The 12707-nt window shown below is 64.5% G+C and carries 12 protein-coding genes and 1 tRNA gene; 9 read left to right on the forward strand and 4 right to left on the reverse strand.

The features are described 5' to 3' along the window. The 8 genes from tuf (at window position 1) to FJZ36_14850 (ending at window position 5795) form a co-directional block, all read left to right on the forward strand. Window positions 1-1191, forward strand: a complete 1191-nt coding sequence (gene tuf, locus FJZ36_14815) for an elongation factor Tu (GenBank protein ID MBM3216175.1) — start codon at window positions 1-3, stop codon at window positions 1189-1191. Between the two features lie 27 nt (window positions 1192-1218). Further along, entirely contained in the window at window positions 1219-1485 is a 267-nt protein-coding gene (secE, locus tag FJZ36_14820) for a preprotein translocase subunit SecE (protein ID MBM3216176.1), read from the forward strand. A 50-nt stretch (window positions 1486-1535) separates the two neighbouring features. Continuing rightward, entirely contained in the window at window positions 1536-2078 is a 543-nt protein-coding gene (nusG, locus tag FJZ36_14825; protein MBM3216177.1) for a transcription termination/antitermination factor NusG, read from the forward strand. Window positions 2079-2103: 25 nt separating this feature from the next. Continuing rightward, on the forward strand, window positions 2104-2529 hold the full coding sequence (gene rplK, locus FJZ36_14830; GenBank protein ID MBM3216178.1) for a 50S ribosomal protein L11: 426 nt from the start codon (window positions 2104-2106) through the stop codon (window positions 2527-2529). Between the two features lie 29 nt (window positions 2530-2558). Continuing rightward, window positions 2559-3254: a 50S ribosomal protein L1 gene (locus tag FJZ36_14835; protein MBM3216179.1), complete on the forward strand. Its 696-nt coding sequence runs from the start codon at window positions 2559-2561 to the stop codon at window positions 3252-3254. Between the two features lie 233 nt (window positions 3255-3487). Beyond that, the gene (locus tag FJZ36_14840; protein ID MBM3216180.1) at window positions 3488-4021 is read left to right on the forward strand and encodes a 50S ribosomal protein L10; all 534 of its coding nucleotides are present in this window, start codon (window positions 3488-3490) and stop codon (window positions 4019-4021) included. A gap of 48 nt (window positions 4022-4069) precedes the next feature. After that, the gene (locus FJZ36_14845; protein MBM3216181.1) at window positions 4070-4456 is read left to right on the forward strand and encodes a 50S ribosomal protein L7/L12; all 387 of its coding nucleotides are present in this window, start codon (window positions 4070-4072) and stop codon (window positions 4454-4456) included. Between the two features lie 97 nt (window positions 4457-4553). Next, window positions 4554-5795, forward strand: a complete 1242-nt coding sequence (locus tag FJZ36_14850) for a hypothetical protein (protein MBM3216182.1) — start codon at window positions 4554-4556, stop codon at window positions 5793-5795. On the opposite strand, the gene FJZ36_14855 is transcribed toward FJZ36_14850, so the two are convergent. Both FJZ36_14855 and FJZ36_14860 read right to left on the reverse strand, forming a co-directional pair. Continuing rightward, window positions 5792-7846, reverse strand: coding sequence for a hypothetical protein (locus FJZ36_14855; protein ID MBM3216183.1), 2055 nt, complete (start codon window positions 7844-7846; stop codon window positions 5792-5794). The genes FJZ36_14850 and FJZ36_14855 overlap by 4 nt on opposite strands. A 53-nt stretch (window positions 7847-7899) precedes the next feature. After that, a complete protein-coding gene (locus tag FJZ36_14860) occupies window positions 7900-9783 on the reverse strand; it encodes a hypothetical protein (protein ID MBM3216184.1) in 1884 nt (627 codons plus the stop codon). A gap of 185 nt (window positions 9784-9968) precedes the next feature. Here FJZ36_14860 and FJZ36_14865 point away from each other — a divergent pair. After that, window positions 9969-10044 (forward strand) — tRNA-Phe (locus tag FJZ36_14865). A gap of 25 nt (window positions 10045-10069) precedes the next feature. On the opposite strand, the gene FJZ36_14870 is transcribed toward FJZ36_14865, so the two are convergent. Both FJZ36_14870 and FJZ36_14875 read right to left on the reverse strand, forming a co-directional pair. Beyond that, window positions 10070-11614: a Do family serine endopeptidase gene (locus tag FJZ36_14870; GenBank protein ID MBM3216185.1), complete on the reverse strand. Its 1545-nt coding sequence runs from the start codon at window positions 11612-11614 to the stop codon at window positions 10070-10072. 197 nt (window positions 11615-11811) lie between these two features. After that, complete coding sequence (locus tag FJZ36_14875; protein MBM3216186.1) at window positions 11812-12573, reverse strand: formylglycine-generating enzyme family protein; 762 nt, start codon at window positions 12571-12573, stop codon at window positions 11812-11814. Window positions 12574-12707: the final 134 nt, after the last annotated feature.

Here is a 12707-nt window from a genome sequence, read left to right on the forward strand (position 1 = left end):
ATGGCGAAGCAGAAGTTCGAGAGGACGAAGCCTCACGTCAATGTTGGGACGATTGGTCACGTGGACCACGGGAAGACGACGTTGACGGCGGCGATCACGAACGTTCTCTCCAAGCGGGGGATGGCGAGCTTCCGTTCGTTCGACAGCATCGACAACGCTCCCGAGGAGCGCGAGCGCGGGATCACGATTGCGACGGCGCACGTGGAGTATGAGACGGACAATCGTCACTACGCTCACGTGGACTGCCCGGGTCACGCGGACTACATCAAGAACATGATCACGGGCGCTGCGCAGATGGACGGGGCGATTCTGGTGGTTTCGGCTCCGGACGGTCCGATGCCCCAGACTCGTGAGCACGTGCTTCTGGCGCGCCAGGTGAACGTTCCCTACATCGTCGTGTTCATGAACAAGGTGGACATGATGGAGGACGAGGAGCTTCTGGACCTGGTGGAGCTGGAGGTTCGGGAGCTTCTGAACGAGTATGAGTTCCCTGGCGACGAGATTCCGGTGGTTCGCGGTTCGGCTCTGAAGGCTCTGGAGTCGGGCGATGCCGACGGCGAGGGCAAGTGCATCATGGACCTGATGGAAGCGGTAGACAGCTACATTCCGACGCCTGTCCGCGATGTGGACAAGCCGTATCTGATGCCGATCGAGGACGTGTTCAGCATCTCGGGTCGCGGCACGGTGGTGACGGGTCGCGTGGACCGTGGTCGCGTTCGGATAGGGGACACGATCGAAGTGGTTGGGATCCGCGACACGCGCTCGACGGTGGTGACGGGCGTCGAGATGTTCAAGAAGCAGTTGGACGAGGGGATGGCAGGCGACAACGTGGGCTTGCTCCTGCGTGGGATCAACCGTGACGACGTGGAGCGTGGTCAGGTGATCGCGGCTCCGAAGTCGATCACTCCGCACAAGGAGTTCGAGTGCGAGGTGTACATCCTGTCACAGGCGGAAGGTGGTCGCTGGACGCCGTTCTTCACGGGGTATCGTCCTCAGTTCTACTTCCGCACGACGGACGTGACGGGCGTGATCGACCTTCCGGAGGGTCAGGAGATGGTGATGCCGGGCGACAACGTTCGGCTGAAGGTCTCTCTGGTGACGCCGATCGCGATGGAGCAGGAGCTTCGGTTCGCGATCCGCGAGGGTGGTCACACAGTGGGCGCCGGCGTCGTCACGAAGGTTCTCGACTAGGCGAGTCGCAGCAGGGGATGGTGCTCGATGCTTGAGTTCATCAAGAACCAGCTCGACTGGGTCCTGTTCTCCATCATCGTCGTCGGCGTGCTCGTCGCCGGGATGGTGTTCCGCGCTCGGGTGTTGGCATACGTGTCGGAAGTGCGCCAGGAGTGGACGCGCGTGACGACGCCGACCCGCGAGGAGTCGATCGCGCACACCTCTGTCGTGATCGTCGCCGTGCTGATCTCAGCCGGGTACATGTTCGGCGTGGACACCATACTAAAGCTCGTGACAGACATCCTCTACCGCTAGACGGACACCGCACTGACGCCTCGGTCGGGTTTCGTCGGGAGAGCGCTCGAATGCCCTGGTATGTGCTGCACACCTATTCGGGACACGAGAAAAAGGTCAAGTCGCACTTGGAGCAGCGTGTGCGAGCCATGGCTCGGACTGAGCAGGTGCTGGAAGTGCGCATTCCAGTGCAGATGGTGAGCGAGGTCAAAGACGGCAAGAAGCGCAGCGTCGAGCGGAACGTCTTTCCTGGCTACGTATTCGTACAGGTCAGCGAGGACCTCGTCGGGTCTGACCAGGACGATCTGTGGGCGTTCATCAAACAGACGCCGGGCGTGATGGGCTTCTTGGGAACCAAGAGCCAACCGACTGCCCTGTCTGACGGCGACGTTCCCGGAGCGGTCGGGGAGGGCGAGGTCTACGAGCCGGAACCGGTCGTTCACATCGAATACGGTGTGGGCGATTCGGTGCGCGTGATCGAGGGCCCGTTCGCGGGCTTCACGGGACAGGTCACGGACGTGGACATGCAGAAGCAGCGGCTCAAGCTCGCCGTTTCGATCTTCGGGCGAGCGACGCCGTTGGAGCTGGATTTCCTCCAAGTGGAGAGAACCTGAACGGTAGAGGAATGGATCAGACGCGATGGCAAAGAAAGTCGTAGCGCAAGTCAAGCTCCAGCTCCCGTGCGGCGCGGCTACGCCGAGCCCGCCCGTAGGTCCGAGCTTGGCGCCGACTGGCGTCAATCTCGGCGAGTTCATCAAGACCTTCAACGCGCAGACCGCCTCGCAGGCAGGCATGATCGTCGGCGTCGTCGTGACGGTCTACGCCGACCGGTCTTTCTCGATGGAGATCAAGTCTCCTCCCGCTCCGATCCTGCTCAAGAAGGCGGCGGGGATCGACAAGGGCTCGGGCGAACCGAACAAGAACAAGGTTGGCGTGATCACATCGGCTCAGTTGCGACAGATCGCTGAGACCAAGATGCGCGACCTCAACGCTGGCGATGTCGAAGCGGCGATGCGGATCGTCGCCGGCACGGCGCGCAGCATGGGCATCACGATCGAAGGCTGAACCTGACGACCGGAGAATGAGAGCCTGCGATGAAGCGGAGCAAGCGATACAACGAGGCACGGAAGCTGGTCAAGCGCGACGTCACCTACTCGCTCGACGAGGCGGTGCGGCTCGTGCGTTCCATGCCCAAGACGAAGTTCAATGAGACGGTCGATCTCGCGGCGCGGTTGGGTGTCGACCCGCGCCAACCCGAGCAGGCGATCCGAGGAACCGTCGATCTGCCGCACGGCACAGGCAAGTCGATGCGGGTGATCGCGTTCGCGCAGGGAGCTCAGCAGCGCGAAGCCCTCGACGCAGGCGCAACCGCCGCTGGCGGCGAGGACCTGGTCGAGCGGATTCAGGGCGGGTGGCTCGACTTCGACGCGGCGGTCGCGACGCCGGACATGATGCCGGTGATCTCGCGAACGCTGGGCCGCGTTCTGGGCCCGCGCGGGTTGATGCCCAATCCGCGAACTGGAACCATCGCGCCGGAGCTGGGCCCGGTGGTTCGCGCCATCCAGGGTGGTCGAATCGACTACCGCGTGGACCGCACCACGGCGATTGTCCATGCGCCGGTCGGAAAGACCTCGTTCACGGAGGACCAGTTGCGCGAGAACGTGCAGACGGTGATTGATGCGCTGGTCCGAGCCAAGCCTGCGACCGCAAAGGGTCGGTACATTCGCAGTCTGGCGCTGTCGCCGACGATGGGACCCGGGGTGCGGCTCGACGTCTCCGGGTTGTCCTAGGAGCCTTAGCACAGGCTGAACACCACATCGCGACGCGGTCATCCGGTCGAAGACAGCAGGTATCGGCAATCGCCGTGTAATCCCTGCCGAGACAGGACGCGGGTTGCCATAGACTGGCACCTTCGCTCATGAAGTCTCCCTCGACGTGGAGACTCTTTTTGTGTCCGCTCCCGGCTGGGACGGCGTCGATGGGCTGATGTCGCAACGCCCGTAGTGTCGAATGGAGGTGCAACTTGGCACGGCCAGAGAAAGAGCAGATGGTCGAGGAGATCGCGGATGTGCTCTCCTCGAGCGAAGCGGCCGTCCTGGTAGAGATGCGCGGACTGACCGTCGCAGAGGTGACGGATCTCCGTCGCCGGTTCCGCCAGGCGGGTGTGACCTACAGGGTCTACAAGAACACGTTGATCCGGCGCGCAGCCGATCAGCTCGAGATCGACGGGCTAGATACATACCTGCACGGTCCTACGGCTGTGGCGGCGTCACAGACGGACCCGACAGCCCCGACGAAGGTCGTTCGCGACTTCGTGCGGACGGTCGATAAACTGACGATCAAGGCGGGAGTTCTCGGCAAGCAGGTGCTCGATGCCCGCGAAGCCACCTCGCTGGCAGACCTGCCCACCCGCCAGGAAGCCGCTGCCCAGCTCGCCGGCGTGCTGAACGCGCCGATTGCAGGCTTGGCTCGGAGCCTCAACGCCCTCATCGGCGGACTGGCAATCGCCCTGAACCGTGTTGTGGAGCAGCAGACGGAGACACCGGCAGAGGGCTGAACGTCAGCCCGCTACGATCGCCGCTACGATCACAAGGAGTACCGCTCAATGAGTGCAGATGCCATTCTCGAACAGATCAAAGGCCTGTCCGTCCTCGAGCTGGCGAAGCTCGTCAAGCTGATCGAGGAGGAGTTCGGCGTGAGCGCTGCCGCGCCAGTCGCCGTGGCGGCAGGACCGGTCGCCGCCGCTGGACCTGCCGCCCCGGTGGAAGAAGCCGAGGAGCAGACCGAGTTCACGGTCATTCTGGCGGACATCGGTCCCGAGAAGATCAAGGTCATCAAGGAGGTGCGGGCCTTCACCGGACTGGGTCTCCGCGAGGCGAAGGAAGCCGTCGAATCGGCTCCGGCGCCCATCAAGGAAGGCGTCAGCAAGGAAGAGGCCGCCAAGATCCGCGAGGCTCTTGAGGCAGTTGGCGCCAAGGTGGAGGTCAAGTAGGCGGACACGCCTCGACGACTATCGGCACCGAGCACCCACGCCCGCCAGGACACTGTCCCAGGCGGGCGTCGGTCTACTTATCGAACGGAGCTGATTCGTGTCAACGAAAGGCATTGCCGTCGCAGTCGCGGTGGCGTCGATCTCTGCCTCGACAGCGTCCGCGCAACTCATGGCTGGCGCTGCGTCCCGAGTCGTGACGCCATCCGGTTCCGCCTACATGGCGGGTCTCAAGTCGCCGCGCCTGAGCGAAGGCGTTCACGATGACCTGTATGCCCGAGCCTTGGCGCTTCGCAGCGGCGACACGACGGTGCTGCTGGTGGGAGTGGATGTGATCGGACTGCTGCGCCATCGCGTCGAAGCGATCAAAGAGGCGTTGTCCCAGTCGGGTGTGCCTGTCGATGGGCTGATCGTGTGCGCGAGCCATCAGCATTCGGGCCCTGACACGATCGGCATCTGGGGACCCTCGCCGTTCGAGACCGGGGTCGACGCCGACTACATGGGGTTCCTTTCCGACCGCATCGTGGAAGCCGCCCAGGAAGCCTACTCGCGACTTCAGCCGGCGACGGCTCATGTCGGCGTCGAGAAGATCGCGCCCGAGATCGCGGACAACGCTCGGATACCGGGCTACTTCGACGACGAGGTCCGCATCCTGCAGTTGCGGGATGAAGATGGCAAGACGATCTCGACGCTGGTCAACTTCACCGCGCATCCCGAGACGCTCTGGTCGGACAGCCATCTGCTGACAGCCGACTATCCCGGTCACGTGTACGCGATGGTGGAGCGCGAGTTCGGCGGTACGGCGGTGTTCATCAACGGAGCCCTGGGCGGCATGGTGACGGTCGCGTCGCGCGCCCACACGTTCGAGGAAGCCGAACGCATCGGAACCGGTGTTGGCGAGGCGGCGCTTGCCGCCGCACGGAAGGCTGTGCCCGTCGATGGGTCGAGCCTTCAACGACGCCGCAGCGTATTCGACGTCATCGTCGAAAACGAAAGGCTGCGGCTGGTGATGGAGGCGGGAGTCATCCCAGCGCCCGTCAAGGACGCACGCATACAGACCGAAGTGAACCTGGTGCGGCTCGGCGACGTCGTCTTCGCCAGCGTGCCAGGCGAGCTCCTTCCGAAGCCTGGCTTCGCGATCCGCGATGCAGCACGCGAGGAACTGGGGGCTCGCGTGGTGTTCCTGATGGGGCTTGGCAACGACGAGCTCGGATACATCCTCGCCGAGGAGGACACCGGGCTAGACCTGTACCGCTACGAGGTGTCGATGTCGGTCCATCGCGGGCTTGGCACAACGGTCGTCGATACGTTGAGGGCGCTCATGCGCGAGCTGTCGCGCTAGAACCGCGCGCGCGCCGTCGTGGTGTTCCCGGCGACATCGGTGATCCCGATGGCAACGCTCGACGCATCCGACGGCACGCCATGGAGCGTGATCTCGAACGTTTCGGTCCGGCTGTCGAAGATACCATCCACGGGGAAGAGAGGCTTCCAGTCGTCGGCGCTGACGCTGTACTTCGCCTCGCCGACGTAGCTCGTCGCATCCGTCGCAACGAACAGTACCTGGATGCTGCCGCCCGTGATCCGCTTCACCGTGATCTCGCCGATCTGCGGTTCCGAGTGGTCGATGGAGAAGAGCTCGCTGACGAGCTCGGACGTGACCGCGCGATCCACCGGGTTCGATGGCGCGTCCGTCGCAACGACCTTTGCCCGATAGTCGCCGTCCGGCATCGGCGCGGAGTCCCACGTGAAGTTCGTAGGCTTGATCTCGTCTTTCACGAGATGCCACTGCTTCTCGCCCTCTAGCCGGTAGTAGAGGCTATATTCCAGGGCATCGCCGTTGGTGTCGTTCGCCTTCCAGCGAGCGGTGCGCCGCGTTTCATGCGCCGGGGCTGGAGCGTTCCTGCCCTCTTCCTGGGTCACGGCGACCTGCAGGTCGCGGAGCTCCGGGGCGACGTTACCTTGGAGATAGGCGGCTGTCAGGGATCGGATCATCGGAGCCGCGTTGCCGTTCTCGGAGGCGAGCTTTATCTTGATCTGCAGGAACCGCGCGGGCGGGCTCTCGACCTTAGTTCCGACGGCGTCGGCATACTCCGACGACCACTCGCTCCACGTCTTGTCGGGCTTCTCGGTGTTCCCGGACCTCGTGAGAACCCGAACCGACGCGCTGTCCGGCGCGGAGCCGTCCCATCGGACGGTTCCCCAGGTCGAGACGATCGCGGCATCCTGCGGCTTCGATTCCCACGTGCCCTCGCGGGCGATGGATGCGCCCAGGGCGAAGAGCTTACCCGTGTTGCCGCTGGCGATGACCATCTGGTCGCCGATGCGGCGCAGGACGAGAGTCTGCGACGCTTCGACCGAACCAATCGCAGTTGCGTCGCCCTGCGGCGTCACGATGTAGAGCTTGCCCTCGTTCCCCGTGCCGACGAGCAGGTTCCCGTCCCCGTACGGAGCGACGCACAGGATCAGCGCGTCCGGGCATTTCCAGATGCGGCGGGCGACGCCGTCCTTCGAGATGCGGTAGATGTACGAGGTCGTCTCCGGCTTCTCGCCACCCGACGGCTGAGGCATGCCGCCACGCTGAGGTCGCGGCGGCTGACCGGCGGTACCCGTGGCGAACAGGTCGCCGCTTTGCGTGAAGGTGAGCGTGTGGATTTCGCGCTCTTCGGAGTCGAGGACGACGAATCCCTTGCCGGGCTTCTGAGGATCGACTCGGAAGATCAAGCCGGATCCGTCACTGCCTGCGTAGAGGAGTCCGTCGCGGAGCGCGAGCGAGATGAGGTGCGTTTCATCGGCTTCGAGCAACGTCGTCGGAGTGAGAGACAAGTCGCCTTCCGCGCGAGCCAGGCGAATGACGCGCGCCTTGTCGCCGGTGGAAGCGTACAGCGCTCCGTCGGCGCCGAATACGAGCGACCAGATGAAGCTGATGCCTTCGCCGCGGTACACGGTGGTTGGCGTCGGAATCTCCGCCGAAGGATCGATCCGGTAAACCAGCCCGCTGGGAGCCGTGCCCGCGTAGAGGAAGCCATCGGGTCCCATCGCCAGCGACAGGATCGCGACCTCGGGCGTTTCCACGAAGATCGACGCCTTCTCGTCGCCCGGTGCGAGCCGATAGATGCGCCCGCTGTTGCCGGTTCCGGCGTAGATCGTGCCCTTGCCGTCGTCTGCCAGGCTCCACACGTACGGGTCGTCGGTATCCGACAGCGACTTGATCTCCGGCGCCAGAGTCATCTCTCCGCTGTCGGCGATGGCGACGTTCTTCGGTGTGCCGTTCGACCAGTCCTGCTGAGACTGGAGCGTCCAGTATTGGGTGCCTCCCGCCGACGCGCCGGATGGGGCTCCCAGCGCGATCAGCGCCGATGCGGCAAGCGCGCTGGCGGTTCCTCTGAAGGACATTCGGTTCGATTCTCCTGCTGGCTGGCGAGAGCGGATCCGAAGCGCGTTCTGGATCACGGAGCGTCACGATCGATGGTAATCGGCAGAAGCGTGTTCCCGCTGAGTACGAACGGCGTGTCGAACGACTGCGTGGTCAGAACGGAACCTCGAGTCATGTTGCCCTCGCCGTCCTGCGAGGCGGCATCCATGACCGACAGCATCGACAACGGCAAGCTCGACAACTCGTTCCCTGCCATCGCCACGCCGGCGTTCAGCGTCACGAGGCTGGCGACGAGGCGGTCTTGGCTCTCTCCCTCGCGGAGCAGCGCCAGCAACTGGTGGGCGTTCTGCGCCTGGAACCGATCCATTGCGCGAGACCGCTCCCAAGTCTGGTACCCGCCCGCGTCCCCGACGAACAGAAGGGCAAACCCCTCTGGGGCGTTCTCAGGAACGCGAACCGTGTACCGTCGGACGACCGGATCGTCGAGATACGGGTGATAGGTAACGGCGACTTCGATCGTGTCTCCGGGGCGAACGCGCGTCTTGCCCAGACGCACCGACTCGATGGCGGCGCTGGTGCGGCGGTCCTCGTACTGAACCGATAGCGCCATGGATCGGATGGGCAGCTCTTCGAACCAGTTGTTCAGCATGGTGCTAACCGGGAAGAGCATTCGAGCGACCGCGCTGCCGGGCGAAGATTGCCCTGACATGATCTCTTCGCGCTCGAACGGCTCGAACCCGGAACCGTCCGCGAACTCGATCCGCGACTTGGCGCGAATCGTGTAGTCGCCGAAGTCCTTCTCCGCTCCGGTCATCGTCGCCATGACCGACGACAGGGCGAGGCTCGTGGTCAACTGGCGTTGGCGGACGATTTCGTAGTTGTAGGTCTGGCGTTCCTTGCCGCGCGCTCCGTCGATGGTGACCTGCAAGGGCAGGTACGCCGGCGGCGTTCCGTCGAGGACGCCCGCGATCGCCGGTTCGCGGTCTTGCACCAAGGTCCCGACGATGCCCGTCGGCGAACCGATCTTGAAGGAGCGCGACAGGCTCGCGAACACGAAATGGATGTATCCCGCGCTGACCGGCAGGTAGCTGTCGCCGTCGCTGAAGAAGGGATGACCGAATGCCAGGAACCGGTTCCCTTCTCGGTGGGTCACCGTCCCGAACCCAAACGCTCCGAGATCGCCGCGCACCATTTCGACGCCCAACGGAGCTCCGGGAACGACCGTGGTCCCAGCGGGTTCGGACGACGTGACCTGTCCGCCTCCTCCCGACTGCAGCACCATCATGCCGTAAGATTCCAGCGCGGCTTGCAGAACCGTCGCTGCGTCGCCCCGGAAGCCTGACAGCGCAACGGGCGTGCGCACAGGCAGCAGTTCGGCGCCGCGCAGGTAGTCGAGCTCTGGCGTGCGACGCACGACATCGTCGGTGATGACTGGAGCCGTGCGCTTCTTGCCGTGCGGGTCGCTGAGCGAGGCGAACCACTCATCCGGCGACAAAACGGGAGCGAGCCCGAGCTTCTGGGTGCGGATCGGCGGCTTGGGAACCATGTCGCGGTCCCACACGGAGAGCATCTGTGCGATCGGCGTGATGCCGAGGATCGGGTCCTTCGGGAAGGAGTAGCCGTACGCCATCGCCCCGATGAGCCGGTCGCCCACGTAGACGGGGCTTCCGCTCATGCCGGCGACGGGTCCCATGTGCCGGAAGCGTTCCCCGACGCCGATCGCCCAGATGAGGTCGCCCTTGGCGAACCACTTGGGCTCCACGCTGAGGATCTCGATTTCGAGCTTCTCGGGCTTCGATCCCTCGAGCGCGGTGAGCAGGTAGCCGCGCTGACCCCGCTGGAGTTCGTCGACGCCCATGTAGAGGCGCGGGTCCCAGGGCTGAGCGGTGGCAGACAGGGAGTACAGGACGCCTAACCCGATGGCGACAACGGTCGCGGCGCACCACAAACGGCGCAAGTTCGGCTCCAGCTTGGTACGGACAGGCCGGCGAGTGCGACGATGCGGCGAGGATTGTAGCACGCACCCAGACGGCGGGCAACGAGGCGGACGCCGTCCTGTTCGCGGACGACGCCCGCCTTTAGCTTGACTGCGTGGCGTCCAGAAGTTATGTTTCCTACACAACTCGCGGACCGAAGCACCGTGCCGAGATAGCTCAGTTGGTAGAGCGTGGGACTGAAAATCCCAGCGTCGGCAGTTCAATTCTGCCTCTCGGCACCATTCTTATGTCCGCTGGTCGCCTGCCTTACGAATCCGCCTTCTTCAGCACGGACAGACCATACATCTTGCCGCGCCGCCACTTGATGAACGCGGAGTTGCCCGCCTTCTTGGTGGCTTCGCGGAACTGCTTCAGGTTGGTCACCGCCGTCCCGCCGATCTCGAGGATCAGCGTGTTCTCCTGCAAGCCGATGCGTGCCGCCGGGCTCCCCGGTTCCACGGCTGATACGACGACGCCCGATTCGCCCTCGTAGCCGAGCTCTTCCGCGCGCTTCGGGTCGAGCTCTTCGACGGTGACGCCCATCCAGCCGTTGGCGCTCTCGCGCCGTGACGAGGGCACTGCCGCGACGTTCTGCTCGTCCAGCTCGCCCAAGGTCACCGTGACCTCGCGCTCCTTGCCGTCTCTCAGTAGCGTCAGCCGGGCCTTCTTCCCGACCTCGGACGTCGAGATATAGTTGCGGAGTTGGTTGGAGCCCTCGACCTTCTTGCCGTCGGCGACGATGATGATGTCGAGCGGCTTCAGACCAGCGCGCGAAGCCGGGCTGTCGTCCTGCACCTGGCTGACCATCGCGCCCTTGCCGGGTTCGAGCCCGATCTCCTTGGCGACCTCGGGCGACACGTCCGAGATGTACACGCCCAACCACGCGCGTACGACCTTGCCCTTGTCGATCAGGTCGCCCATCACCTTTCGGGCGATGTTGATGGGAACCGCGAAGCCGACTCCCTCGTTGACGCCGGTCCGCGAGTTGATCGCCGTATTGACGCCCACCAACTGACCGTAGATGTTGACCAGGGCGCCGCCGCTGTTGCCGGGGTTAATCGCCGCGTCGGTCTGGATGAAATCCTCGTAGGGAGCCGATTCGGGATCGGATCGACCGATGATCTGCGACCGACCCTTGGCGCTCACGATTCCCAACGAGACGCTCTGCGAAAGCCGGAACGGCGTGCCGATGGCGATGACGAACTCGCCGACCTGCAACGACTCCGAGTCGCCCAGCGGCATGGCGGTGAGACCGTCCGCGTCGACTTTGACGACCGCGATGTCGGTACGGGGATCGCGTCCGACGAGCTTCGCCGCGAGTTCGTCTCCGTCGTCAGTGCGCACACGGATGGAGCTCGCCCCCTCGACGACGTGGTTGTTCGTCAGGATGTAGCCGTCGGCGGAGACGATGACGCCGGAGCCGACGCCTTCGCGGGGCACCTGGGGTGCGTTCGGCATGCGGAAGTGGAAGTCGAACGGCAGGTCGAATGGGAACTCGCGCCCTTCGTTACCCTCCCCGGACGACCCTGAAGGACGCACTTCCGCCGTTGTCTCGATGCTGACGACGGAGCGGCGCGCCGACCCGATGATCTGGGTCATCGCGCGATTCGTGCGTTGCAGAACGGCGAAGTCGTCGCCCGTCGGCGACTCGGCGTACGCCACCGGGACGAACTGCGGGAACTGCGATCTGTCGGTTCCCTGCCAGCGTGCCGTGAGAGGGGTCCGGATGAGCGAGAGCGCCGCAAGCACGCCGAAGGCGGCGAACAGCAGGACGATCGCAAGGACCCATTTGCTGTGCAGCAATCTATGCATGGTCTGGGCGTTCCTTCCTGGTCACGCGATGCACCGGGTGACGCCGAGTCACGGCGCGCCCGACAACGATACGGTTCTCACCGATATCATCGGTCATCATGGGGTCCCCCGAAACAGCTCCGGTCAACGTCGGGCTCTCTGCATTGAGGCATCTTCTAGGAACGGAAGCGGCTGGCTACGGGGTTGACAAGGCTGCCTCACGCATCCGACGCGGGTCGGAAGCCGATGTCCATGTCAAAGGCTTCCGGCTTGAAGAAGTAGTTGCGGTGGGCGCAGCTCACGCCGAACTGCGACGCGAACTCCCACGATCCGCCCTTGAGGACGCGCACACCGGACTCGCTCGACGCCGGGCCCTTCGGATTCCGCGTCTCAGGGTCGTCGCCGTACTCGGCGAACCAATCGGCGCACCATTCCCAGACGTTTCCGAGCATGTCGAGGCATCCGTACGGGCTGGCTCCCTGCGGGTAGGCTCCGACGGGAGAAGTGCGCGCGTATCCGTCGATGCTGCCGTCGCAGCGCAGGTCGTCGTCGAAGTTGCCCCGCCTTGGGTCCCACGTATCGCCCCAGCAGTAGAGCGCCCCTTCCGTGCCCCGCGCTGCCTTTTCCCACTCAGCCTCGGTCGGAAGGCGAAGCCCCGCCCACGCGCAGTAGGCAGAGGCATCGTCCCACGACACGCCGATCACGGGATGGTCGTCTGCAGCCAGTTCGGCGTCATCCCAATACGCAGGAGACCTGTGAGATGTCTCGACGACGAACCGGCGGTACTGACGGTATGTCACCGGGCGCTTGGCGATGCGGTAGGCGTCGAGCCAGACGCGGTGCCTCGGCTTCTCTTCATCGAACGCGGCGCGACCAGCGATGTAGTCGTTGCCGCGCACGAAGTACCCAGCCGGGATGAGCAGCATCTCCGAACCGTCCCGAGCCGTCACGGAAGTCAGCGGCGTCGCGCTCTCTGGCATCGTCCTCCGAGCCGGTCTAGTAGGGCTTGCCCATGCGGTTCAGGGCCGCTGGAACCGCGTTGCGGATGGGTTTGACGGTCTGCAGGTAAGCCCAGATCGCTCGAAGGTCCTCTTCGTTGAGCGTCTGGTAGTGC

Source organism: Candidatus Poribacteria bacterium, assembly GCA_016866785.1.
GTDB lineage: Bacteria > Poribacteria > WGA-4E.